At 33.8% G+C, this 26397-nt stretch carries 28 protein-coding genes; 17 read left to right on the forward strand and 11 right to left on the reverse strand.

Annotation, left to right across the window (positions count from 1 at the left end; translation table 11 throughout):
* Positions 1–124: 124 nt before the first annotated feature.
* From IPI65_21555 to IPI65_21605, 11 genes are all read right to left on the reverse strand, one after another.
* Complete coding sequence (locus tag IPI65_21555; protein ID MBK7444017.1) at positions 125–1255, reverse strand: hypothetical protein; 1131 nt, start codon at positions 1253–1255, stop codon at positions 125–127.
* Between the two features lie 280 nt (positions 1256–1535).
* A complete protein-coding gene (locus IPI65_21560) occupies positions 1536–2498 on the reverse strand; it encodes an IS3 family transposase (GenBank protein ID MBK7444018.1) in 963 nt (320 codons plus the stop codon).
* 5 nt (positions 2499–2503) lie between these two features.
* Positions 2504–2935 carry a hypothetical protein gene (locus tag IPI65_21565; GenBank protein MBK7444019.1) on the reverse strand — a complete coding sequence of 144 codons (432 nt, stop codon included), beginning with the start codon at positions 2933–2935 and terminating at the stop codon, positions 2504–2506.
* An 89-nt stretch (positions 2936–3024) separates the two neighbouring features.
* Entirely contained in the window at positions 3025–3459 is a 435-nt protein-coding gene (locus IPI65_21570) for a hypothetical protein (protein ID MBK7444020.1), read from the reverse strand.
* Entirely contained in the window at positions 3441–4211 is a 771-nt protein-coding gene (locus tag IPI65_21575) for a metallophosphoesterase (protein ID MBK7444021.1), read from the reverse strand. Before IPI65_21575 ends, IPI65_21570 begins: the two co-directional genes overlap by 19 nt.
* Positions 4212–4325: 114 nt before the next feature.
* Positions 4326–4904 (reverse strand): hypothetical protein, encoded by a 579-nt coding sequence (locus IPI65_21580; GenBank protein MBK7444022.1) that lies wholly within the window; start codon positions 4902–4904, stop codon positions 4326–4328.
* A 169-nt stretch (positions 4905–5073) separates the two neighbouring features.
* Positions 5074–5349, reverse strand: a complete 276-nt coding sequence (locus IPI65_21585) for a hypothetical protein (protein ID MBK7444023.1) — start codon at positions 5347–5349, stop codon at positions 5074–5076.
* A 6-nt stretch (positions 5350–5355) separates the two neighbouring features.
* Entirely contained in the window at positions 5356–5838 is a 483-nt protein-coding gene (locus tag IPI65_21590) for a hypothetical protein (protein ID MBK7444024.1), read from the reverse strand.
* 143 nt (positions 5839–5981) lie between these two features.
* The gene (locus tag IPI65_21595) at positions 5982–6476 is read right to left on the reverse strand and encodes an HBL/NHE enterotoxin family protein (protein MBK7444025.1); all 495 of its coding nucleotides are present in this window, start codon (positions 6474–6476) and stop codon (positions 5982–5984) included.
* A gap of 65 nt (positions 6477–6541) precedes the next feature.
* Positions 6542–7228 (reverse strand): hypothetical protein, encoded by a 687-nt coding sequence (locus tag IPI65_21600; GenBank protein MBK7444026.1) that lies wholly within the window; start codon positions 7226–7228, stop codon positions 6542–6544.
* A gap of 80 nt (positions 7229–7308) precedes the next feature.
* Entirely contained in the window at positions 7309–7686 is a 378-nt protein-coding gene (locus tag IPI65_21605; protein MBK7444027.1) for a hypothetical protein, read from the reverse strand.
* Between the two features lie 693 nt (positions 7687–8379).
* Between IPI65_21605 and IPI65_21610 the strand changes: the two genes are divergently transcribed.
* The 17 genes from IPI65_21610 (at position 8380) to IPI65_21690 (ending at position 26317) form a co-directional block, all read left to right on the forward strand.
* On the forward strand, positions 8380–9174 hold the full coding sequence (locus IPI65_21610; protein ID MBK7444028.1) for an outer membrane beta-barrel protein: 795 nt from the start codon (positions 8380–8382) through the stop codon (positions 9172–9174).
* Positions 9175–9287: 113 nt separating this feature from the next.
* Positions 9288–10511: an S-adenosylmethionine:tRNA ribosyltransferase-isomerase gene (locus tag IPI65_21615; protein ID MBK7444029.1), complete on the forward strand. Its 1224-nt coding sequence runs from the start codon at positions 9288–9290 to the stop codon at positions 10509–10511.
* 905 nt (positions 10512–11416) lie between these two features.
* Positions 11417–12244, forward strand: a complete 828-nt coding sequence (locus tag IPI65_21620; protein MBK7444030.1) for an HAD family hydrolase — start codon at positions 11417–11419, stop codon at positions 12242–12244.
* A 470-nt stretch (positions 12245–12714) separates the two neighbouring features.
* A complete protein-coding gene (locus tag IPI65_21625) occupies positions 12715–13143 on the forward strand; it encodes a response regulator (GenBank protein ID MBK7444031.1) in 429 nt (142 codons plus the stop codon).
* 19 nt (positions 13144–13162) lie between these two features.
* Positions 13163–15526 (forward strand): PAS domain S-box protein, encoded by a 2364-nt coding sequence (locus IPI65_21630; GenBank protein ID MBK7444032.1) that lies wholly within the window; start codon positions 13163–13165, stop codon positions 15524–15526.
* The gene (locus IPI65_21635; protein MBK7444033.1) at positions 15508–15906 is read left to right on the forward strand and encodes a hypothetical protein; all 399 of its coding nucleotides are present in this window, start codon (positions 15508–15510) and stop codon (positions 15904–15906) included. The genes IPI65_21630 and IPI65_21635 overlap by 19 nt, the downstream gene beginning before the upstream one ends.
* A 12-nt stretch (positions 15907–15918) precedes the next feature.
* A complete protein-coding gene (locus IPI65_21640; GenBank protein ID MBK7444034.1) occupies positions 15919–16473 on the forward strand; it encodes a helix-turn-helix transcriptional regulator in 555 nt (184 codons plus the stop codon).
* Positions 16474–16527: 54 nt separating this feature from the next.
* Complete coding sequence (locus IPI65_21645; GenBank protein ID MBK7444035.1) at positions 16528–16974, forward strand: response regulator; 447 nt, start codon at positions 16528–16530, stop codon at positions 16972–16974.
* 395 nt (positions 16975–17369) lie between these two features.
* Entirely contained in the window at positions 17370–17951 is a 582-nt protein-coding gene (locus IPI65_21650; protein ID MBK7444036.1) for a Crp/Fnr family transcriptional regulator, read from the forward strand.
* 508 nt (positions 17952–18459) lie between these two features.
* Positions 18460–18765, forward strand: coding sequence for a hypothetical protein (locus IPI65_21655; protein ID MBK7444037.1), 306 nt, complete (start codon positions 18460–18462; stop codon positions 18763–18765).
* Positions 18766–18988: 223 nt separating this feature from the next.
* A complete protein-coding gene (locus tag IPI65_21660) occupies positions 18989–19597 on the forward strand; it encodes a DUF1211 domain-containing protein (protein MBK7444038.1) in 609 nt (202 codons plus the stop codon).
* A 49-nt stretch (positions 19598–19646) separates the two neighbouring features.
* The gene (locus tag IPI65_21665) at positions 19647–20120 is read left to right on the forward strand and encodes a hypothetical protein (GenBank protein MBK7444039.1); all 474 of its coding nucleotides are present in this window, start codon (positions 19647–19649) and stop codon (positions 20118–20120) included.
* A 73-nt stretch (positions 20121–20193) separates the two neighbouring features.
* Positions 20194–22029: a hypothetical protein gene (locus tag IPI65_21670; protein ID MBK7444040.1), complete on the forward strand. Its 1836-nt coding sequence runs from the start codon at positions 20194–20196 to the stop codon at positions 22027–22029.
* A 791-nt stretch (positions 22030–22820) separates the two neighbouring features.
* Positions 22821–23300, forward strand: coding sequence for a DinB family protein (locus tag IPI65_21675; protein ID MBK7444041.1), 480 nt, complete (start codon positions 22821–22823; stop codon positions 23298–23300).
* A gap of 178 nt (positions 23301–23478) precedes the next feature.
* Positions 23479–25059, forward strand: coding sequence for a Na+/H+ antiporter (locus tag IPI65_21680; protein ID MBK7444042.1), 1581 nt, complete (start codon positions 23479–23481; stop codon positions 25057–25059).
* Between the two features lie 320 nt (positions 25060–25379).
* Positions 25380–25601, forward strand: a complete 222-nt coding sequence (locus tag IPI65_21685) for a hypothetical protein (protein MBK7444043.1) — start codon at positions 25380–25382, stop codon at positions 25599–25601.
* A gap of 20 nt (positions 25602–25621) precedes the next feature.
* Positions 25622–26317, forward strand: coding sequence for a hypothetical protein (locus IPI65_21690; protein MBK7444044.1), 696 nt, complete (start codon positions 25622–25624; stop codon positions 26315–26317).
* Positions 26318–26397 lie beyond the last annotated feature (80 nt).

Consider the following 26397-nt stretch of genomic DNA (forward strand, 5'->3'; position numbering starts at 1 on the left):
ATGTACCAATGGAACAGCCGGATTTGATTACGCTAGGAATTTTGTGGTTTGTTGCAGTGGAAAGCCGGAAGGGATTTTGTAGGCGAGGGTGATGTTCATGCTTCAAAAATTTTTAATCCCTTAGCTATCGATTTAAAATTAACATATCACAATTATCTGAATTGGTTATACGCAATTTAAAAATACCGGTAAAATTAAAATCATATGGCATATCGGGGTGATAAATATTTTGGAGTCTGGTAGCAAATGTTTGCGGCATTAAATGGATGCTATAAGTTGTCAAACCAAGTTTACTTTCCAAATTACTTTTCACATCATTTTGAGCATCATTAGTTCGGCTGTGAATATCGCCTAATTGTAAACAGTAAGTATCACCTTTAGTGTGCTTAATTATCTCATTAATTGTGCTCGTAAGCAGTGAATCTCTGTCGGTAAGCATTTTTGAATTGATTGTTTTATATTCAAAACCTGCAAGATAGCCATCCATTATCAGTTTGACTTCAGGCCATCCGGTTGCGTAAAACTTTTGTAGCGCTTTAATTAATCCGGCATTTGAATAAGTACCGGTAATTAAGTTATGAACCATGGTGGCATTTGCACTTTGTTGGGTAAGAATTATTATTAATTCTGTAAAAAATTGCCGTAATTCAGGTGTAATATTTAGGGTATCCGTTTGCATTATGGATATCGCAATATTCAAGTCTGCCGAAACTGGTTTTGCTACTACAGTATTATAAGGCGGGTAATATACAACACTATAATGATCATAAAATGCCAGTGTAAGTAATGCAAATAAAGTTCGTTCAGCATCTTGAGGATAGTTGATATCTACACAGGTAATTGATACTGCATTGTTAATTAATTTTTGTGCCCGTAAATTTTTAATGCGGGCATACATATAAGTATTAGTTTTAAAAAATGCTATCCAAGTTTCATCTCCTGTATTTATATATTCCCGCACAAAATATCCATTGCAGGTAGGTAATTCCAACATAAAATGATTAACACCTCTTTCTGTGACTAAAAACTTTCGTAAACTGTCCTCAGCAATAGCAGTTTGTGCTATCATATTTATAGATTCCTGAACAGGAAGTTCCTGATCTAAATGCACTTCACCTATTATATAACATTGTTTGCCTGCCGGAATTGCGCCGGCAAATACAGAATCAATAACGTCGGTTTGAGCACATTTGCCCTGTATTAAAGCAGACGCCACAGTAAGTAAAATAATTGTTTTAAATACACGAATTTTCATACGGTAAAAATGAGTATGGGGTAAAAATAATTAATAAAATATTATGGCAATTTACAAATTTAAATTAAAAAATGCCATGTACAATAATTTCATTGAAAATACAGCTTAAATTTGACAATAAACTATTACATATCAAAGTATGCATTTTTTTTGTTGAAGTTCGATGATAATGCGCAGAATTTGTAAATGCGCTTAATTTCATAATTTGAAAAATCTAAACAAAAACCAGCTCTGTAAGAGCGAAAGAATGGTATGACTCGTCCTAAAATAAGTTTACAGTTTAACTAATTAATCCTGTTATAGGTTTACATTTCATTGTTAGTCCTGCTCCTGATTTACAATTATAGTTTTTTTTTCGGTAATAATTCTTCCATAATCTATCTGTTTTAATATTATTTAATGAATGATGAATACAGTTTGGTGTGAAGTTACTGATGCTCATGTGCGGTCTTTCATTGTTGTAAAGGTCTACAACATTAATAAGCAAAGCCTTTGCATCCTTTATGTTATCTATGTTGTAGGTTTCTAAGTATTCCCCCTTGATGATTCCATTTATTCGTTCAGCAACGGCATTTTCTAATGGATCACCATTTTCAGTCATGCTTATTTTTATACCGTTGTCCTGCAATAGCTTTACATAAGCGTAGCTGCAATACTGTATCCCTCTATCACTGTGATGGATGAGATTTAAGTGGGTATCAGTCGTCAATGTAGAGAGTGCCATTTTTAAGGCTTGTATACTTTCAATGGCATCCATTGTTTCAGCTACCTGATAACCTACAATTTTATGTGAGTAAGCATCTGTAATAAAACTAATGTAAAGATGTTCCCCTGAACTTATTTTCCAGTAGGTAAGGTCGCTTACCCAAAGCTGATTTGGTGCTTTGGGAACAAAGGCACGAATGAGGTTGGGATACTTTCTCAACCAGTGAGATGAGTTGGTAGTTTGTATTCGTCGCTTCCGTTTTCTTACCAATAAATAATTTGCCGCAAGCATATCGAATAATGCATCTCTACCCATTTTTATTTGATGTTCTATTAGAAATGGTTGTAGCATTTCATACAGTTTTCGAGTACCCATTACACGATGCTTTTTACGTATTTCAATTACGCGTTGTATTACCAATTCTTCTTCCAGGTTGGTTGAAATTTCATCCCAGTTGTGTTGATAATAAGCCTGTCTGGTAATACCAAACCACTCACATAACTTGGCTAATCCTATGTGTGAAAATTTACTTTTCATGGCTTCTATGGTTTGGTATTGAGCTTTTTTCTTATTGGAATTTTAAACTCCTTTTCTGCAATATCTACCATTGTAGAGAAGGCTGTCGCTTTTAGCTCAGCTTCTTTTAATTGCCTTTCCAACTCTGCGATTCGCTGCTTTAATTGTAAGGTCTCTATAGATTCTTCACTAACATTTTCCGGATTATCAGCCTTTCGTTTCCGTTGTTTCATTGGATATAAATCTGTTACAATGTTAGGCTTTCTGACTATATTTCCAGCATCGTAGCCTAAGTTTTTCATCCAACGAGTAATATGCCCATGCTCCTGTTGTTGCCCTGTGTACTTTTTCCAAATCGCTGTCTTTGTAATATTCGTTGAAAGTAACTCATGAATTATCATGTGTTTTTCGGCATGCGTAAAATGCTTACGTTCTTTTGGAATGATTTTTTCGTCCATTTTTTACACTTTTTGGTGTAAACCTATTTTAGGACAAGTCACAAATTAAATACCGGAATTGATTTACATGGCAATGGTATGTTACGGCGTTATTTAACTTCTATACCTTTTCTTATTTTATCGCTCCCTTGATTATTAAAAACTGTGTAAATTTTTTCGGCAGGTGGTAGCAAATTGTTTAAATTACTATTTTGTAATATCGTTTGTAGTGTTTGTGTCGCAGAAATATTAAATTCCGATTTCCAGCTATAGGTAGAGTCCAACCACATATTTGTATCAGGAATTGTATAATGGGTAATCATATCTTCCACTACATAATTTGTTGCGTCATAATATACTACCTTATAACCCGGATTGTTACAATGAACGGGACTAATTCCGGGAGATGAATATGCTATTTCAGTAACTTTAGTGCCGAGTGTATCATATAGTCTTCTAAATTCATCCATATGTGTATGGCTATAAAAAAGATTAGTAATTTCCTGCTGATATTCCTGAACGATGCCTAAAAAACGGTTTCCCAATTCTGAGTAGAACTATCCCACATTGCTGAACTACTATGAGCATCTATTCCTGGTGGTATATGCATTCCAATTATTACTTTTTTATTATCGGTTCGTGCATTTTTTAATTGGGCGCTCAACCAGTCCATTTGTTCTTTGCGATTCAATTCTTTGGTTAAATTATCAGCCAATTGATAATCCGGGCAAAACATAATTGAATTAAGCGCAATTATTCTTAGTCCACCTCCTATTTCAACACTATAGTAACCCTGATCAATGTTGTCAATATTCACAATAAAGCTGCTTTTTGTTGTGTCCATATCTAAGTTCAAAGTTGGATAACTTACCGAATTGTTAGGCAATAAACCAAGTGGATTTTTTTTACCCGGGCCGGTAAATGGATAGTAATCACCATTGAGTCCATCGTTATTACCCGGCAAGTAAAGAAATGGGATGCCGGTTGATTTAAATTTTGAATAAAAAGTATTTAATACGATACTATCGTTGCGTTCATGTTGCACAAGTCCTCCCGCATTTATTGGTTTAGTATGCGCACAAATATTACTTGTAATTGATAAATGAGCAGGGAGATCGCCGGTAAACAATACAAATTGTGGTGGGTTTGAAGAAACCATTAAATCGTAAATGCTTTGCATTGCAGCGTCAAACAATTTGGTTCCGGTATCAAATCCATAGTCAGAATCGGTGCGCAGACTATTTAAATGCACATCAGAAAATAAGATGAAATAGGGCTTGTTTGCTACTACTCCCATTGACTGAATTTGCCTTGTATTTTTTTGGTTGGTTTTACCACAGGATACAAAAAAAGATATAGTAAATAATAATAAAATAAATTTAGCGTGTTGCATAATAAATTAATTAATAGTTTATGAAATTGTAACTGCGTTTGAATCGTATTGAATTCGCAAACCGAGTATGTATTGTGAATAACTTAATAATGTTTGCCAGGTTTTATCCGTTAACATTTCGGCAATATTCAGGTCATTTATGAAATCAAAACTAATTTGTTTGTCGCGATAATTGACCAGTGCAATATGAATATTGGAAATATTTTTTGATGTATTTTCAATAGCATCCATAATTAGTGCTAATGGTGTTCGAATACTTAAAATTAAATCGCCCAGAGGTTCACCCAATGGCGTACTTAAACCGTGAAGATAAAAGCAACGAACCCAATCATACACATCAGTTGGATCTGTCAAAAGCGCCTGGCTACAAAGGTTATTTAGGGTTTTCAGTTTGGCAGCAATATTTGTATCATTTGCAACAGCTGAAGCAATATTAGCAGGTGAACCCACTACTCCGCAATTGAGTGGCAATAAACCTGCTGAAGTTTGAACGTTTATTGTTACTAACCCTAAAATAAGTGGAGTTTTGTTTGTAATTAATGAAGCATTAAATTGATCTGTACATTGATCAACTGCATCTTTTACATCCCCAAACATTTGATAAATGCTTCCTGGTGGTATTAAACCGGGGTCGGGCAGGTTTCCACTTATTTCGTCGAATTTAACAATGAAATCCGTTGCAGTTTGACTAAATGAACCAAAATTTTATCTAATACAGATACGGCTCCAATTAGCGAATCAAGGTTTGGTTTAGATGTGGTATCTTTTAGGAATGCATTTTCGTAGATACATAGTTAGGAAGAAACCCATTCACGATGCTGTTGTTCCAATTATCAACGATTGATTTAAAAAAATTAACAAATTCAGATCTATAATCATCTCGCCAAATGTTGACTGTTGTATTCACATCAACCCAAGCTGTGCTGGATTGTGGGGAAATAGATACAGGTATACCGGTTGACCACATACCATAATAAAATTTTGATACCTGAGCATACATCGATACAAATGCTTGTAAATCGACAGAATAAATATTAGACATGAAGTGTTAATTTGGATTTAACAATTGAACCTTTTGTTCATAATTAATATTTAAATTAATTATTAAATTGAGTTGTTGAACTAGCGTATTCCATTCTGTATTAGCAGCAACAATATTCGATTGTATAGTTGCATAATCAGGATCAGCGCTTCCAACTTTTGTCATTGAAGCATTAATTGTATCAATAATTTCAATTAATTCGTTATTAATATCATTCCACATGGATTGTGTTTCTGTAAGTGCTTTTAGTGCTGTTTGGTATTTGCTTTCGACAGTTGATACAACTGCGCTAATTGTATTGAGATTTATTATATCCTTATTAATCTGCGTGGCCTGATCATGAAGGATTTTGAGTTTGCCGGTATCGGCAAGTAATTGTGCTTTATCTTTAGCCAGCATAACAGCAAAAGCTGCAACTCCCGCAAGACCACCAAGAACAAATAAGGCCGATTCAGGAAGAAAAGCTACAGCAATAACTGTAACAAACACAGAACCACCAATTCCAATAGCATTAGCAGTAATCTGACTGTTGAGGTTATCTATCTCTTTATCTACAGTTGAAATGCTTTCATTAATGTAGTTAGCATTGTTTTGTCTGCACGGTCATATTATTTATTGCAACTACTCGGCATTCAATAGGTTAATGTCGTTGCTGAAAGTATTATAAAATTAGTCAAAACTTCGATGATTCCGGGGTTATTTTCATCCTTGTTTGTAAATACTTTTTCTTTTTGATCCAGACTTTTTTGAAGCGCCGATAATACGTTTACCAATTGTTGTTTTTCTAACTTATCAGTTGGGTCTGCTATAAGTGCCTCAAGGCTTGAATTTATAGAATCAATTTCCGATTCAAAAATGTTATTAAAATAACTAATTACGGTAGGTGATGACATAAGTAATGGTAACACTGAATTAATCCATTCTTGCGCATGGGTTCGAAGATCGACAGCCTGATTCGAAATATAATCGTTATATTTAGTTCTGGCATTTTTGTAACTATCAGTCCCATCCGCTGATTGAAATTGCAGAGTTGGCCAAATTAAGTTTTCTATAGCATGATGATAAGCGGTGATAGCTAAAAGATTATTTACATAATCGTTAAATTGAGTTGTAAAAATTTGTAACACTGCTTTTTTATGGTAAGTAACATGTTTTAATAAAATTTGAGTTAATAAATCTAATTTATCCGAAATTATGCAGTTGCAGTTTTGGGAATAATATATAATTCCTCGTCGTATGTAATATTAATCATATCGATATCTTGGGCAACTGTGTTTAAATCATCCCAATATTGCATAGCGAGTTCAAAATCATTTAAAACCTGCGTGAAATTTTGAGATGTGGGGGTTGAAGCGAGGTTAATAATATCATCTAGTTCAATTTGTAGTTGATCTAGTTCCTGATCAACCAGGGTCCAAAGGCTCTTGATGTTGTCCATTACACCTGAAGCAATTTTATTGTCATCAATTGCAGTTTGCAGTGAAGAAGTAATCATGTTAATACTTGTAATATCAGCATCAAGAGGACCTAGATTTTTTTGATCATCAAAAATATTATCTTGAATTTGTCTGATATTCGAATTAGCCACAATAGTCGTAATAACAGAGCCGGCAGTTAAAAGCAAACCTAGTGCAAGGGCAATACCACCAAGCACCTTACTTGCCGGATCAGCATTTAATAGTGAAACACCAATTTTAGCAATAACGCCACCTGTGACACCAACACCCACCATTGCGGCAACCGTAATTTCCCATTTTTTGAGTTCGGACTTTAATTTTGCAATCTCAGCATTTAAAGAATTAACCAGGTCCTGATCAGTACTCGCCAATTTGGTCATTTCAGAAACCGCGTTTGTTAAAGTTGTGAGGTCTGTAGCCATATCGGTTGCAAATTTGTCTAAAACAGTTTCTATAAAGTCAACCGTTTTTGCATTAGAAATAATGGATCCTCGAATACTTCCTATTTGCTTTTAAATTTAGCTAAATTATTGGCATCAGTTGGATTACTTATCAATGAATTGATAATAGATTTCAATGGCGCTTCCATAATTTGCATATTATTATAAAAGGTTTGAATTGAAATCGGAATCGAACTATACATAGGTAATATACTGGTTAACCAAATTTGCGCATGTGCTTTTATATATGGAAAATAGTCTTCACTAAATTTAGTATATGCATCGGTAGGTTCTGCAAGATAAGGCAGGTTCACGCTATCCAGGGCCTTGTGGTAAGCCGTGATTTTATACATAGCTAATGCATATTCTTTAATTTGGTCCGGGGTATAAGGAGTTACAGCCCCTGGTACAGCGGCTAATCCACCTAATGTTAATCTCATACGTAAATGGTTTTGATTTGGGTTAAAAAATAAGATTGTGTGTTTTAATAATTTAAATCAAAAACAAGTTAGTAAACCTTTTTAAAAATTACCAAATTAATTCCAGCATAATTAAATTCATTTAATGCATTTTCTGAATGAAAACCCTTCTATCCGTAGTGGAAAACCCTTGTTAAATCAAATTCCAAAACATTGTGACAAGATTAATCAGAATAGTTTAAAGTCAAATACTATAATAATTGGGTTTATAACATGTATAAGGCCATAAATCAATTACTAAATTGAAATAATATTATAACTTTTGTGACAATTTTGAGAAACTTTTAAAGTGTTTGTATGTTCGTTATAGTAGTGTACTTACTATACAGTCATCTGTTAATACATATTATAATAAATAATATGCAATAATGTTCTTAACCGGTAATTTATATGCAGGCAAAACACCATGCAGTTCAAGCTATTCAAGGTATATTTTCATCGGGTATGATTTTCTTTAATAACCATCACTAATTGGGATTATAAACTAACCCGAATCACTAATCTACTGGCCGTATACGACCACGCTGGTGCTCCGGAAAGTGATGGAGAAAGTCGGTGCCAATTGTGTTGGCGAGAGGATGCTGAGTTCCGAAAATAATATTCATTAGTGACTAGATTGTATAATAACAATTAGATAAAATCGTTACATTATACATGCCATTATTGGATAAAAAGAAATTTATATACTTTTCGTTTAAATCAATCAGATATGTGGTTGTAGTTACTACCTTATTAATGTTTACCCATTCAATAATCAAAGCGCAAAATCCGGAAAATGCTTTGGTTTTTTCTTTTAGTCCGGGCGTTTCAACTACTTTGCCAGGTGCTTCATCTGATTTTGATAAAAAATATTTTTATGCTTTTTCACCACATTTAGGAGTTTCAACTGAGTTGTTGTATCAACAGGTATTAAATAAAAAAACATGGTTATCAACTGGATTAGGATTTAATTTTAATAAATACGCATTTTATCATACAAATTTTACCGGTAATACAGAAAATGAAGTAGAAGGTATTTCTGTGGGGTGTTTTGCAATAAAAATTCCTTTATTGGTAAAATATCAACTAAACGTAAATCATTTTAAGGGTGATATTTATACAACATTTGGTGCAGACTTATTATTTATTCATGGTTATAGTGAATCAATATATTTTAGTGGTGGTAATTATGCAAGCGGTAGCAGTTTTGATTCAACATTATATGCCACATATCCTCCCTTTGCGCCCAATGCAAATCTGCGAATAGGTGTTGAAGTAGATAATTTATTTGATTCAAAAAATATAAATTTTAATGCTACGCTAGTATATCAACTAATTCCTTATAGTACTCTTAATATTATAAATACAGTTAAAACAACTTCAGGTGAAATCGTTTATCAGGGTAGTGTGTCGCCAACCTTACTTACATTATTTATAGGTATACATATCCCTATAATAACTGATATTTAGTTCATAGTTGTCAGATTAGTATTAGTCGGTTTAATCCTCCTCCCCTTCGTGATATTTCCAAAAACGCATATTATTACCGTTATTTGCAGAATCAATTTTTAGGACACCAACAAATGCGCCCACCACATGTTGATATGAAGGATTTCACCTACGATTTGCCCGAAAGCAAAATCGCACAATACCCTTTGCAGGAAAGAGATGCGAGTAAATTGTTGGTGTATCGCAACGGGGAAATTACGGATGAAACATATCGCAATTTATATCAATATATTCCGGAACAATCGTTGCTGATTTTTAATAATTCGAAAGTAATTCCGGCGCGATTAATTTTTACGACTTCCTCCGGCGCTAAAGTGGAACTATTTTGTCTGGAACCCGCCAACGACAATACCGAAATTGCTAACGCCATGATGCAACAAGGGTCGGTATTGTACAAATGTTTAGTCGGCAGGTTAGCAAAATGGAAAGAAACAACCATCAGCTTACAGACCGATAATTTTACATTATTTGCAACATTAGTGGAAAAAACAAATAATGGTTTTATTATTAAATTTAACTGGCAACCTGAAAATTTATCGTTCGCGGGAATTTTGGAACAATTTGGTGCAATGCCAATTCCGAATTATTTGAAACGTAAGGATGAAATAATTGACACGACAAGATATCAAACCGTATATGCAGATCAAAAAGGTTCGGTGGCAGCACCTACAGCAGGATTACATTTTACGGAAGATGTTTTTGCACAACTAAAATCGAAAAATATTCATACAGAATATATCACACTGCATGTTGGCGCAGGCACATTTAAACCGGTTAAGGGAGAAACAATCGAAGATCATGAAATGCATGCGGAATGGATAGAGGTAGATAAGGTTTTGATAGAAAAAATTATTCAGCAAATTGCTAAACCAACAAATAATACGGTTATTGCTGTCGGCACCACTTCATTACGAACTATTGAATCGCTTTATTGGATGGGTGTAAAAGCACTTGCTCATCCAAATATTTCCATCGATGAAATACCAATAAAACAATGGGAAGTATATGCGTTACCCCAAGATGTTGATGCAATTGCGGGACTAAATGCGTTATTACAATGGTTGCAACAAAATAATACGAATAAAATAATCTGCAAAACACAAATTCTGATTGTGGACAGCTACAAATTAAAAATTATCAGTGCATTGATTACAAATTTTCATCAGCCTGCATCTACCTTATTGTTGTTAATTGCAGCCGTGGTTGGTAATAAATGGCAGGATATTTATCGTTATGCATTGGAAAATGATTATCGCTTTTTGAGTTATGGGGATGGTAGTTTGTTGTTTAGGGTGTAGTGGTTGTGGCCGGAGGCTAAATGCAAGAAGAAATTCGTTTATCATTTTGACAGAATTAATTATTTTTTTTTTGGGAATATTTTTTTGTTGGGGGGGGTTTTTTTGGGGGGGGGGGAGGGGGGGAGGATAATAAAGAGGATATTTTTTTTTTTTTTTTTTAAATATATTTTAGTATTTATATAAAAATAAATAAAAATATATAATTATTATTAAAAATAAAATAGGAAAAAAAATAATAAAAAGAAGGGGAGGGGAGAAAAAGAAAAAAAAAAAAAATAAATAGGTATTAATTAGAAAAAAAAAAAAAAAAAAAAAAAAAAAAAAAAAAAAAAAAAAAAAAAAAAAAAAAAAAAAAAACAACACCTTTCACAAATTTGTTAAATAAAAATAATATTACAATCGCCCTCAAAATTCTCCGTGTTTCTCTGTGGGCTGTTTCTCTGTGGGCTCCGTGGTTTCGGCTGTTTAATTGGTGAAATTAAATTGAACAGCGAATTTGTCAATTCTATTTTCTTCATCAGAACCATTCTGTCGCTCCTACAGAGCTGAAGTGAAGATGTGGTTGATTTTTTTTACCATTCTTTCGCTCTTACAGAGCTGGTTAATATAAATATACCAAGTGTTTGTTTGTTACCATTCTTTCGCCTTTACAAGGCTTGTGATGGATCTGGATAAAGTATATGGATAGTTCCCATTTTGCCGCATTTAATGAGGGAAATTTTGAACTAGTTATAAAGTGAATATTCTTACGTGTTGAAGTTTAACTTGTGAAGTGAAGTATTGTTTATCGATTTATATAATTTTAATTATTATTTACAAAATTATTTGGTTTTTGGGCAACTTGTATGGAATTGAGTTGGGTTTTAGTACTTTTCGGGCAAACAACTGTAGAAATAGTATTTGAAATGAAGTATTTAGCAATTTGTACCGACCTTGATGAAACACTTTTAGATGATGATCGAAAAATATCAACTGTAACAAAAAATACATTTAAAAAATTAGATCCCGAATTGAAAATCATTTTAGCCTCCGCGCGCATGCCACGTGCAATTCGTAGTTTCCAGCAGGAGTTAAATATTGAAACTGCACCTATAATTTGTTATAATGGCAGCTATGTTATCCGCACAAGTGAAGATGGGACTGTTCATGAGCTATTTTCTAAATATATTGATACATGGTTGTGCGAAATATTTGTCAACTACATAAAAAATACCGACTTACATTTGGGTTTATTTTCCAATGATAATTGGTATGTACCTGAAATGGATAAGTGGACAAAAACAGAAATAAAAAATACCGATGTTATACCGGAAATTATGAGCCACGATGACGTAATTAACCTTTGGAAAAAGACCGGACATCCGGGAGCACATAAAATTATGTGTAAGGGTGAAAAGAAAGGCGTAAAAGGTTTATATGACTTTTTTGCCAAAAATTATTCCGCTGAACTGGTATTATACCTTTCTGAACCTGAGCACCTGGAAATTGCACCCTCAGAAACTTCAAAAGCTAATGCCTTACAGCTGATTTTGCAAAAGGAATATAATTTCGGAATCAACAGGGTTATAGCCTTTGGTGACAATGAAAACGACCTTGATTTGTTAAAAACTGCCGGGCTGGGCATTGCCGTCGCAAATGCAAAATCGACATTAAAAGCTGTAGCAGATGAAATAACACTACAAAACACGGAAGATGGCGTGGTAGTAGCCCTCAAGAACCATGTCTTTTTGTAATAACTCCGGTTTCTTATTTGGGAGCACAACAACAAGTGTTAAGTATTCCGGAATTTTACATGGCTATTTGCAAAATCAAAAAACATGATTTATCTTTATTTATCATTTGAAATTTTCAATAAAAAGGTGGCATATCCAACTATGAATAGTTGCAGAACTCAAAGAAATTGTATTCAGAATTGCAGCTTGAATCCGGCAATTCATACTTATTTAAAACCTACGTAGTAGTAAATTTACATTGGTTTTTCCTTCGAGTTTTAAGCGACTGTTGTATTAAACATCCGAAATAATTCCCGGCAAATTCATTCATACTGAATATCTGCCAATTCATTAGTAGCAAAACCCCCAAATGTAAACACGCGTTGTTGCATTAAAGTATTTGCTCAAATTTATCAATAGTGTATTAGTTTATTATTTTTCATTCAGTGTAAAGTAGTAAAACCATTTTTTTTAAATTAAAATTTAAAAACATGAAAAAAATTATCCTCGCTGATGATGATTCCGACGACTGCGAATTATTTGAGGACGCTTTGCAGGAATTGAACATTAAAACACATCTTATCATCTCGAAAGATGGAGTCGAATTGATGTCGACACTGGATGAAACTGTCCCCCCTCCACCTGATGCGGTGTTTATTGATTTAAATATGCCGCGCAAAAACGGCTACGAATGTTTAAATGAAATTCGCAATAATGAAAAATTAAAAGATATCATGGTAGTAATTTTTTCAACTACCAACAATAAAATGGCGATTGAAAAAACATTTTCATTAGGTGCAAACTATTTTGTATGTAAACCACGTTCATTTGAATTATTGAAAAAAGCACTGGAAAAGGTATTACATTTTACACAATTAGGCCCTGATGAACACCAACAACAAATAATTGAGGTATTCTGAAATTACATCTGATTAAAATATGATGACTAAAGTAAAACCGACACTCATACAGGTAAGGAGCTTCTATATCCTGACCACTTTATTTTTAGTCGCTCTTTCTTTTTATACCTTTTTCCAGATTAAAAGCCTGATTGCCAGTTCCGAGTGGATTAATCATACCAATAAGGTAAATACCACGCTCGAAAAAGTTTCCAACGCTTTTATAAATGCCCTCAGTAATCAGAAAAGTTATCTGGTAACCGGTGATTCTGCAATGATACTTGCACGTGATGCTGATTTTTCAAACATTGAGCAACAGCTAAATATACTCGATAGTTTAACTGTAGATAATCCGGAACAATCAGCCAACCTGATTAATTTACGCAAGGTGATTGCTGAAAAAAAGGAGAATCTCAATATGTTACTTGAAACATATAAACCCTTAAATATTTCACCGGATTTATCGAACAGCCTGACTAATGCATTACAAAAAACCGAAATTGTAAAGCAGGAGATTGATAAAATGTCAACCACGGAAACTAAATTGCTTGAACAACGCAATAAAAGTTATACGGAGCTTTCTGCAGTTACACCACTTTTTATTATTTCTTTATCACTGGGAGCGTTATTAATTTTATTGGGATTTTATGTTCGCCTTAATAACGTAATTCACGAATTAGAGGATGTACATGAAAAATTAGATGCATCAAATAAAGAATTAGCACTTAAAAATATTGAGCTGCAAAAAACCGGAGAACAATTTTTACAAATGTTTGATAATAACCCGGTCGCATTAACATTTGGTGAAATTAGTTCCGATAAAATTGTGTATGCCAACAATTATTTCTATACCATATTTGGTTACTCACCGAAAGAAGTGATTGGCCACACGGCAGAGGAATTAAACCTGGTATCACCTGAGGAAACAGCAAGGTTATTGCCTATAATAATGGGGCATCTAGAGGAAGACCGCACACTTGAAGAGCTGCAGGGTTTGCCGGCAGAAGAAAGAGCCGACCTGCTATTGAAGCTGCGGGAAAAAATGTTTCAAAATGGTTTTGAAGTTACCTACACCAGAAAAAACGGTTCGAATTTTTTTGCCATAGTTTTCTACGAAGTAATTGATATTGGTAATGTTAAATATGCACTCACATCATACGTGGATATAACTGAGCGTAAAGAAGCATTACAACAAATAGAAGATCAACGTGCATTTGCAGATTTAATTATTGCCAGTGACCCCGCAATGGTTTTTGCCACCGATGAAAATTTAAATATCACCGTCTGGAATAAAAAAATAGAAGCACATTCAGGATTAAAAAAAGAAGAAACGATAGGTAAAAACATTTTAACAATATATCCGGAATATGATAATGACCAGTGGAATAGAATTCTGAGTTCGGTGCTGCATGATGGGAAATCTTTGCACTTTTCAAAAGTTGAATTTCAGCGTGCACGAGGATTTGGAGAAAGCTGGATAATACCACTGCGCAATAGCTTGCAACAAATTATCGGAATTTTAGGGATTACGAGAGATATAACCGAAACAACTGAAATGAACCTGCGTTTAGAAAAAATAAATGCGGACCTTGAAAAAATTAATGAAGAATTAAATAAAACAGCGGCTACCTTACAAAAAAGTGAAGAACGTTTTAACAGGATGGTTACTGAGGTGGAGGATTACGCTATTTTGTTTTTAAGTAAAGATGGCAAAGTTGAAAACTGGAATGAAGGTGCTGAAAAAATAAAAGGTTATAAAGCTGATGAAATTATCGGAATACACTTTTCACAATTTTATACGGAAGCGGACAAAAAAGATAATCTACCACAACAATTGTTGAATGAGGCCACCCAAGCTGGGAAAGCCATTCACGAAGGCTGGCGTGTTCGCAAAGACGGAAGTAAGTTTTGGGGCAATACAGTGATTACTGCGTTACATGATAATCAGGATAATATTATCGGATTTTCTAAAGTTACCCGCGATTTGTCTGATAAAAAAAATGCTGAAGATATTATTCTGGCTGCGTTTAGAGAACTTGAAGTAAAAAACAAAGAGCTGGAAAAAAGTAATAAAGAACTGGAATCGTTTAACTACATTTCCAGTCACGATTTACAAGAACCTTTGCGCCAAATTCAAATTTTTGCATCCCGATTCAGTGATACGGAATTACAAAATCTTTCTGAAACAGGTCGCACTTATTTTAATAAAATATACAATGCCGCTAAACGCATGCAAAACTTGATTTCTGATTTGCTCGCCTATTCGCGAACCAGAACAGAAGAAAGGCAATATAAATTGGTAAAACTGAATCCTCTTATAAATGAAATAGAAGAAGAATTTGCTGAAACCATTGCTGAAAAACAAGCTACCATCGAAACCGTGATTTGGGAGAAGTTTATGTAATTCCTTTTCAGTTCCGACAACTGTTATATAATTTAATTGGCAATGCATTAAAATTTGCAAAACAGGATTTGCCCGTTCGCATAAATATTTCCAATGAAATTGTAAATGCTCAACAGGTGCCGGATGTGAATCCCGACAGCACTGCACAATATTATCACATCCGTTTAAGTGACAATGGGATTGGTTTTGAACCACAATACAACCAGCGCATTTTTGAAGTTTTCCAGCGTTTACACGATCATCAAAAAATTGCCGGAACCGGTATGGGCCTGGCTATTGCCAAAACAATTGTTGACAATCACCAAGGCATCATTAAAGCAAGTGGCGAATTGGATAAAGGCGCAATTTTTGATATCTATATACCAATAAAACAAAAATAAAAACAAATTTTTATGATACTCTATATCAATTACGACATCAATAAAATTTGCAAGAACCTGCTACAGGAACAATTGGATAAATTGGAACTAAAGTATGCATTATTAAGCTTAGGTGAGGTGGAATTTAAAGAACCTTTATCAGACGAGATGATGCAGACGCTCAATAAAAATTTAAGCAGTTGTAATATCGAAATTGTTGAAAGTCAGAAAAGTATTCTCGTTCAACGTATAAAAGATAGCATTATTGAGATGGTATTTACGGATGAAAAAAATCCGGTAAAGTTTTCTGCATACCTTGCAGATAAATTAAACTACAATTACAATTATCTGGCAAATTTGTTTTCCAACGAAACTTATACTTCAATTGAGAAGTATATTCTATTGCAAAAAACTGAAAGAGCAAAACAACTGCTGGCAATGAACGAATTAAATATTACGGAAATCGCGTGGAAGCTAAACTACAGCAGCACTGCCCATTTCAGCAATCAATTTAAAAGTATTACAGGAATTACCCCTACTGTTTTTCAAAGGATAATTTTGAAAAAGCGGGAATCAAATAATGAATAAATACATATAACTGGTCATTAATCATTTAAATAATCAGAAAAAAACAGGCATATTATGACAAATGAACCGTTAAATATCGTTTTTGCAGATGATGAGGAAAATGATCGTCTGCTGTTTCTTGACGCATTAAAAGAGTTAAAAATAAAAACAAATGTCCATACCGTTAATGATGGGATTGAATTAATGGATTACCTAAAAGGGGCCGCTAAAGATTTGCCGCATTTGTTGTTCCTGGACTTAAATATGCCGAAAAAAAATGGCATGGAATGTCTTAAGGAAATAAGGATGGACGAAAAATTAAATGATATCGCGATTGCCATCTTCTCAACATCCTTATCGGAAAAGGATATCGAAGAAACCTTAATAAATGGCGCCAATGTCTACATCAATAAGCCAAATAGTTTTGAAGCGTTGATTCAGGTTCTAAATAAAGTGGTCATGACTGCCTATACCTATCAAAATACGTTTTTTAATAAATCGCATTTTTTATTACGGTTGTAAGTAATAATAACTCAAGCTACCGTTTGGTAATGTTAGGGTTACCATTTTGTTGCCCCTACAGCGCTGATTCTTTTTTTGGGGATAGCGTTGTTACCATTCTTTCGCCTTTACAAGGCTGGATTTAGATATGTGTCAAGGAGACCGTTTTTACCGTTCTTTCGCTCTTACAGAGCTGGTTAATATAAATATACCGGGTGTTTGTTTTTTAACATTCTTTCGCCTTTACAAGGCTGGACTTTGGTGTTGCCATATGTAATTTAATTCGATTGCCCTTGAAATATGTGGTTGTATTAAATTCTTGCAGTAATTATTTGTTTATCATCAAAGCAATTATGATTTATAAAATCAATATTTTTGTAGCATCCAAAGGATGATACATTACTTTAATCTAAAAAATGAGTGTAGATAATTTATCTGATTATATTCAACAATTGGTGGCTATGTCTCCGGATAAATCGCATTTACTTGCTGAGGCATTTGAAAAAATACAGGTTCCCAAAAACACGTTGTTGATTTCGGAAAATAAAGTAAGTAAAGCAACCTATTTTTTAGAATCCGGTATTGTGCGCTCATTTACATTCGATAATAATGGTGAAGAGGTAACCACTAACATTTATGAAGCCCCATGTTTTGTCAACGATTTTTTATCTTTTTTTAAACAACAACCAACGGCAGAAGCATTTCAGACATTAACAGATTGTAGTATTCGACAAATGAGTTTTGAACAGGTGCAATATTATTTTCATACTTATCCTGAATTTCGAGAATTTGGACGAATGATGCTGGTTACCAACTATTCGAATTTACACGAGCGCATGTTGGGTATGATAAAAGATACAGCAGAAGTCAGGTATTTAAACCTCCTCCAAAAACATCCCGATATTTTTAAACATGTTCCATTAAAAATAATTGCCTCCTACCTTGGCATAACAGATTCTTCCTTAAGCCGCATTCGTAAAGAGATTACTGCTAAGTAAAAACTTGTCAAATGACAAGATTACTTTCCGGTGAACAACAGAATTTTGCATCATCAATTCACCAAATGAACAATTTTTATGGAAATTTTCACCAATGCAGTCCCGGTTTGGCTTTCAGGCTTATTTTTTATTAGTTTTCTGTCCCCAGTTATTATGATTGTGCAAACAATTAAAAACGTTACAAACGTTGGCAAAATCGGTAATAAAATACCCAAAAATCTACCCCGTAATGTTAGCATTTTTTTCTTGCTGTATTATTTATACGTTGCATTAATGAGTTATACCGGCATATTTCAAGTAAATACCCTGCCGCCAAAAATATTATGGTTTACAGCAATTCCTTTGGCAATATTTTATTTCATGTTTGTATTCAGAACTAAAATATTTTGGAGGGTTTTGGAAAATGTGCAATTATCAGCACTCGTGCGATTACATACTTTTAGATTTGTAGGTATATTTTTTATTCTTGGCTGGCAATTTGGCATTTTACCGAAATCATTTGCACTGATTGGTGGCCTTAGGTGATATTTTTGTAGCCTTAACCGCAATTATTGTTGCAAGGATGATTGATAAAAAAGCGCCTAACTTTAAAAAAATCACCCTCGTTTGGAACATAATCGGATTTTGGGATATTATAAGTGTGCTTGCCAGTGCAGTGATAGTCACCAAACAAGCAATTGAAACCAACACCACAGGCATATTAGAGATGACAAAATTCCCGTTTGCGCTTATACCTTCCTTTGCTCCTGCAACAATCATTTTCCTGCATATTTGCATCTTCAAGAAGCTCAAAATGAAGGATGTCAGTGCCTGAAGTTAACAGCTTGCACCAATCGGTATCCAAACATAAGCTTGAGCTTTAGGCCTTATTAAAAAACAACTAATACCTGCATACAGCCTTCCTTTTCTTTCAAAAATCCCCCAACCGGTATGTTCAATTAAATTGAATTATTTAAATTTACTACCGGTTTGGTGATTTGGGAATTACAAAACTGTTTTAACCGCGTCGCCATACATTTAACCCTAAATTATGCACTATGTTAAAACAATTCTCCACAGAAAATGAAAAGAACAGGTTTGAAACATTTGTTGATGCCATTCTCGCCATCATCATGACCATTCTGGTTTTAGAATTTAGAGTCCCTGAAGAATCCTTTGAATCCGATGCCAGTCTCAAATCCTACTTAATTCATCTTACACCATCATTTGTCAGCTATTTTATTTCTTTTTCAACCATTATGATTTTGTGGCTTGATCACCACAATTTGTTTCGTTTACTTAAAAAAGTAAATATTCAGTTGGCATTCCTCAATTTTTTATTTATTCTTTTTTTATCTGCTACGCCGTTTACTACGTCGCTGGCGGGTAGAAATTTTGAAAGTGCTCAGGCTGTAACCATTGTAGCCGTAAATTATATTTTGATGAACCTTGCTTTTTCTGCTATATGGGTTTATGCTCAAATGCAAAACATGATTCATGAAGATGCTCAAAAAACCTTATCTACAAAAAGAGAAAATATTATTATTTTAATCGGCATCCTACTACAAATTGCCAGTATTCCTTTTGCATTTGTCAGTACATATATTTCGTTTATTTTATTTATTGTTGTACTGCTTTTACATCTGTTCAGGTTATGGCGACATTGATAATTATTTTAAGAAATATTCATTTATAAAATCAACTTCAATTATGTTAATGCTTAGAAAGTTAATTCCTGCTAATATTATAACCACAATAGTGATATATCTATTTTCGTATAATTCCGTGTTTGCACAATGTGAAGTTATCCTGTGTGACAAAGCACCTGAAGGGGACACATGGCCTTGCGAGACAGATATTTTAAGTACACAGTTATTAGAAACAAATATTGAATTCGACCTGATATTCGGAGATTCAATTGGTTTCGAGATTTATAAAAACTTATATTTTTATACCTTGTGTGAGGAGGCTTTTGGTGTTGATAGTATCACCTTTGTTTTGCGGGAAACAGTAAGCGCTGAACAAAATACCTATAAAGATTTAGATTCAATAATTTTACCGGTTGATCCGGCTTGGAATATAGGATGGATAAAATGGAAATTTACAAAGCCCGGTGTTTTTTGGATGGATGCGCGTTACAATGGAACTACTTTTGCAACAACTTTTATTGAAATTATAGAGCATTGGTGAGTGTAATTAATTGAGTATTCACCTGTAACTAATCATTCACTCCATTCGTCATACCCTCATAAAACACTCCACTATGTCCATCATAACCCACAAATTGAAGGCCGCTTCCCTATTTTTCACAATTTTTTCCATTTTAGTTTTATTTGCTGCATTTGGCTGCAATAGTCGTTCCGCTTCAGTTACAAGCAAATTTGCAAACTCCGACCCGTTTAAAAACAGTATGGTTGCCAGTCAGCAGTATAACATTAACTGCGATTCAAATAATGTTATAGAGGGCAATAAAGGGACAGTGATCGTTTGCCCTAAAGGGTGTTTTCTTGATGCAAAAGGTAATATTTTTGAAGGCACCGCTGAGATAGAACTGGCCGAAGCCTTTGCTTTAGAAGATATCTTATTATCTAACCTGGAAACAACCAGTAATGGTTTACAATTGGAATCAGGTGGCATGTTATATTTCAATGTTACAGCAAATGGCGAACAACTTACTATTAATAAAAATTTACCGGTGCAAATAGAAATTCCCACCGACAATAAACAGGATGGAATGATGGCATATAAAGGTGTTCGCGATGATGACGGCAATATGAATTGGATTGATCCCGTGCCAATCAATAATTATCTTACTACCACAAATTTATCTGAGCTCGATTTTTTACCGTATAATTTTTATGCAACCGTACAAAAGAATTTACCCTACAAAAATTACAAAATTGCTACTCCCGAACTGGTAGATAGTTTTTACTATAGCTTAAGTTATAAATATGATGGAAAATTATTAAACAATTTGTTGCCTACAGTTTACAACGAGCCCTTTTTAAACGAACAGGCCAGAGTTACAAATGGTGTTTATTCCGGCGTTTCCTATTGGATTGATAGTGTATCAATTAATGATACGCTCACTTATTATGGCCAATCGAAAGGTATCAACCCTGCAATAATCAAAGTAATTAAAACAGAACCCTTCCAAAATACCTTTATTGCCACAAAAGCATTTGAAACACGTCTTCAGGAAATCTTCAAAACCTGCAATAATGTAGTGCTTGAGATGTATATCAATAATTTAGATAAAAATTTATATGAAGTAGATAGTATGGTTGCAGATTTTTTAAAAAATGAAGTTACAGGAGTAGATAGTGTGTTTGAAAGTTTTTACAAACAAAAATTAACCAATGTTGAAGATGCTGATAAAAATACAGCGTCATTAAAAGATTATTATTCTGCGCAATTAAAAAAGGTTGAGGCGGACTTAAAACGTACTGCCGATAAAATGTTAGCCCTTAACGAAAAGGAAACCGAAAAATTTAGTAAAGTTGTTGAAGAATATAAGGATGTTTTATTCCGGCGAGAAAAGTATCGAATGGAAAAATATAGTTTTACATGGACTAATACAGGATGGGTAAATGTTGATAAACCGGCACCCGTAGCGGAACCTTATGAATTATCCGCTCAGGTTACCAACGGTGCGGATTACGACCGAGTTTATACCTACCTTGTTATGCCAACAATTAAAAGTATAACACGCTTAAATACAAAAGATAAGGTAAACTTTTTAATTGGGAATAGTCCACAGGCAAGACTTTTTATTCCCAATGCATCGCTTGAAATTATTTCGATTGGATACAAAGGTGAAGCAATGTTTACTGCTAGTGTACACGTGCCATTAAATAAAATTATGGAGGTTACATTAACCTTACAACCCTCAACTAAACAACAGTTTAACAGCCTGCTTGAACCTTTTGATAATTACCGAAGTGAAAACAGTATCAAAAAGGATTTGAAATATATGGATAAAATGTTCATGGAGGAACAGCGCCAAAAATTAATACGCTCAGACCTGGAAATCAGAAGAAATTTAATGTATGTTGCGTTTCCATGTGGATTTGAGTATATGAGAGATTTTGAAAACTAGATTGAACACGTAGAAAAAAGCAATTACATAATTGTTTTATAGATTTCCTAAATTTTAATAAATATGTTTTTATATTTGTTATAGTTTCCGAAGAAAATAAAGCCTTTTGAATAAACACTTTCCCATTTATAAAATATTAGAAGTATTACATCTATGTATATTATTATTCATGCTAATTTTATGGCAAACAAATAATAAATATGATGGTTTCATTTTTCTTATTTGCTTTAGTTCAATTGCGTTATTCCTTACTTTTGCCATCCTGGGAAAAAGTTTTTGGTCCTTGCTAATCATATTGTTAAGTTTAACATATATAGGCGTTTTATTAGACATTTGGCAATACCCCGGCAGTTCACTTTTTTATATAGCAGGTAGATGTAGCCCCGTTTTATTGGCAATTGGTTTACTCATAAATTTCATTAATGCGAAAAGCAAAAATAGTTGGCCAATTTTCGCGATAGGTATAATACTCACATTTTATATCGCATTATTAATTTTGACCTCAAATAAATTAGATATCTATATTGGGCCTTCCCGAATCGTAATTGGTATTATTTTAATTTTCCTGTTTCGGTTTTTTAAAAAAAATGCATTTAATACATTCCTGAGTTTTGGCACACGGGCATTGATACTTTTTACTGTAAATGATATTGTTGCGTCTCATTTAGTCTCTTTGTAAGGTATAATACCTTTCACAACTTGTCCAAATTGCCCCGTTAGGTTGTCTATTTTACACACCCTGAAGGTGTAAATTAGACAGTATTTTTGTGCAATCATTAAAACTAAACAATATGACAACGTTAGAAATTTTTTACAAAATTGTATTTGACCGATGGAATACTTCATTAAAAAACTGTGATAATTTGCTCAATGAATTAAGCGATGAAACACTGATGAGGGAAATTGCACCGGGCAAAAACAGAGGCCTTTATGTGTTAGGTCACCTCATAGCAGTGCATGATGATATGTTGGTATTACTCGACATGGGAAACAAAATTTATCCTGAATTACATGAACCCTTTTTGAAAGCCGCCGATAAAACGGTAGAAAATTTGCCCTCCGTTGGCGAATTACGTGCATTCTGGAAAAATCAATGTGCCATTTTAGCACAAAAATTCGAATCCTTACAACCTGAACAATGGATGGAAAAACATACCAGCGTTTCTGCTGAAGATTTTGCAAAAGAACCACATCGCAATAAGTTTAATATCATAGTTACCAGAACTACCCATTTACAATATCATATTGGGCAGTTAAGGTTACTTAAGTGATTATTTAGCTGTAAGCATCTCTGCAATTATTGAATTATTATCAATTGATGATAAACATTCAGCTTATAAAAATGTAACCTTTTATGCTTAGTTTTGGATTAACCTGAGGTGTTAGTTTATAAAAACACATTGAATTTCAGGTTAAAGCATTAATTCAGGCATAAAAGTTTATTTAGGCATGCATACAATTTTACCTTTTTTATTGGCAATGGTAGCGGTTATTGTACTGTTACACATGTGGGCAAACAAACTCAAAATAGCATACCCCATTTTACTGGTATTGGGCGGTTTAGTTATAAGTTTTATCCCGGGATTACCGCATGTAAAAGTGAATCCCGATTTAATATTTTTCTTGTTTCTACCCGCATTATTATTTGAGGCTGCCTGGTCCATCTCATTTAAGGAAATGAAAAAATGGTGGCGCATTATTGGCAGTTTCGCGTTCTTAGTGGTGTTTTTTACGGCATTATCAGTTGCTTTGTTTACCAATTATTTAATTCCCGGATTTACAATAGCATTAGGATTTTTATTAGGCGGAATTGTTTCCCCACCGGATGCAGTGAGTACGGGAGCCATCACAAAATTTGTAAAAATTCCCAAAGCAACAGCAACCATTCTTGAAGGGGAAAGTTTATTAAATGATGCATCCTCTTTAATTATTTTCCGCTTTGCATTAATTGCAGTTGGCACCGGACAATTTATTTTGAAAGATACGTCTTTAAGTTTTTTATGGATGGTAATCGGAGGTGTGGCCATTGGATTAATTTTAGGATGGATATTTGTTCAGGCACATAAACGACTACCCACCGACGCAACTTCAGATATTGCATTAACTCTGATTGAGCCTTATTTAATTTATTGGGTAGCTGAACAAATTCACAGTTCAGGTGTACTGGCGGTTGTAGCTGCCGGACTTTACATGTCATCAAAAAGTCTTACCTTTTTAAATAGCAGCAGTCGCGTAAAAGGGTATAGTGTTTGGGAAAGTTTTGTATTTATTTTAAATGGAATTGTATTTCTCATTATTGGCTTACAATTACCTCAAATTGTTGACGGTTTAAAAGAAACAGGCATTCCGGTGTCCACTGCAATTGGATACGGCGTTATGGTTACCATCGTTTTAATTCTGGTTCGCATTGTAAGTTCCTATATCGCTCTATTAGCCACATTTATTTTCCGCCCGAGTGTTGCACCTCGTGCCTCAACAAGAAGGCGTACGTGGTTATTGCCTTTAATGTTAGGGTGGACCGGCATGCGTGGAGTAGTATCATTAGCTGCTGCACTTGCCATTCCGGTTCAAATAAATGGTGCTGATTTTCCTTATCGTGATTTAATATTATTTATTACGTTCGTCGTAATTCTACTTACTCTAGTGGTTCAAGGATTAACATTACCTTATTTTATCCGCAGATTTAAAGTATTCGATACTATAAAAGAAGAACCCGAAGAGGAAATTCGTAAAAAAATGAAACATGATTTACGCGAACACACATTTACGTTTTTAAAAAACAAATACGACGGCGAATCACAACAACAAACCGGAATTCAAAAACTATTGCTCTATTGGGAGGACAAAACTAAAGAAGCAAATAATGATGAATGGATAACCGATGAAGCTAAAATATTATTAATAGAAGTATTAGAAGTGCAAAGGGCCTTTTTAACTGAACTCAACAAAGACCCCTCAATTAATGAAGATATCATTCAAACCCAACTTTATCAATTGGATTTGGAAGAAGAGCGATTGAAAATTATATAACATAATCGAGTGTAATGGTTGAAGCTTCAAATATTTTTCAAGTGAAACTTTTGGTGAAAATCAAATTTCTATATTTGATTTCCAACCTGTTATTTGCTTTTTCAGTATGTGGGTTTATACTTTTTTTTATAATTGATTTCCCGGCCAGAAACAGCGGTGAAATGTATCATTCCTATTACGAGATACTTCCGGCCTGGATATTCAATTTCTTAGGTATTTCACTTATTTGTTTCCTTATAGGAATTATACTTCGTCGGAAAAGAAGTGTGCAAACAAGTTTGACAATTTTGCCGGATAGCATACAAATTCATTCTAAAAAAATGAATTCGATAATCCTTTATGCAAAAGTAAAACATATATATATGGTTGAATCCGGGTATGTTTTCAAAACCAAAAAGATTCAAATTAATACGACATCAACCTCTCCAATCGTTATAATACCGAAAAGTGAAATAGATTATGAGGAAATTATAAATTTATATATTACAATTATTCCCGATAAAGTACATCAAGAAGTAGTGGAAATCGGGCATATGGATTAATTTACCGGCAGCAAAATATTATGATCAAAACCTACTTTGCGATTTTTACAATTTTGATACTTTTGTTTGCCTGTAAAAAGCAAAATAAAGTTTTAGTTGAAGACATATCCACAAAAACTGATACTATAGCAATAAATAACCAAACGAATAGTCAACCGGAAACGGCTCCCACACCGCTTTACAGCTTTGCTGCTTACATGGATAGTATGGGATTTGGTTATGATTCATCGCGCATGGTTAAAACCTACGCTTATCGCGATTTAAGTTCACCATCAACAATTAATAAATATCACTTTTTCAATTACACATTGGAGCAGTCTTCACTAATATTATATTTAATCGAAAATAATCCATCTGATACAACATTCGAAAACGCTATTGATTTGAGGTTATTTAAAAAAGCAAAATCTATTACATCTTATTTTTTTACTCAACGAGAAGCAGCAAAAAACTATTACGGAAAATATTTTATTGATGGATTTATAGAAGAATGGGTTTTTGATGATAGCACCTCAGCAGAAAAAGCAGCAATTAATCTAACCACGCATAAATGTTATGTTTATTTTAATACTTGCGCTTTTATTTGCTGCATCGGTAATTCAATGTATGTCATTTCAAGTCGGTCGTCAGGGTTTATGTATGCACTCAGGCCATATGTTAAATGGTTTTTTGAACATAATGAAACAACCGTATATGCCGATTTTCATATATATTAATATTTAATATAACAGCTTTTTACTTCAGTTTTTAATAAAGTGGTTTGTAACGCATTTCGCAAATAAATCACTAATTTTGC

It is taken from the genome of Bacteroidota bacterium, assembly GCA_016706255.1.
Classification (GTDB): domain Bacteria; phylum Bacteroidota; class Bacteroidia; order Chitinophagales; family BACL12; genus UBA7236.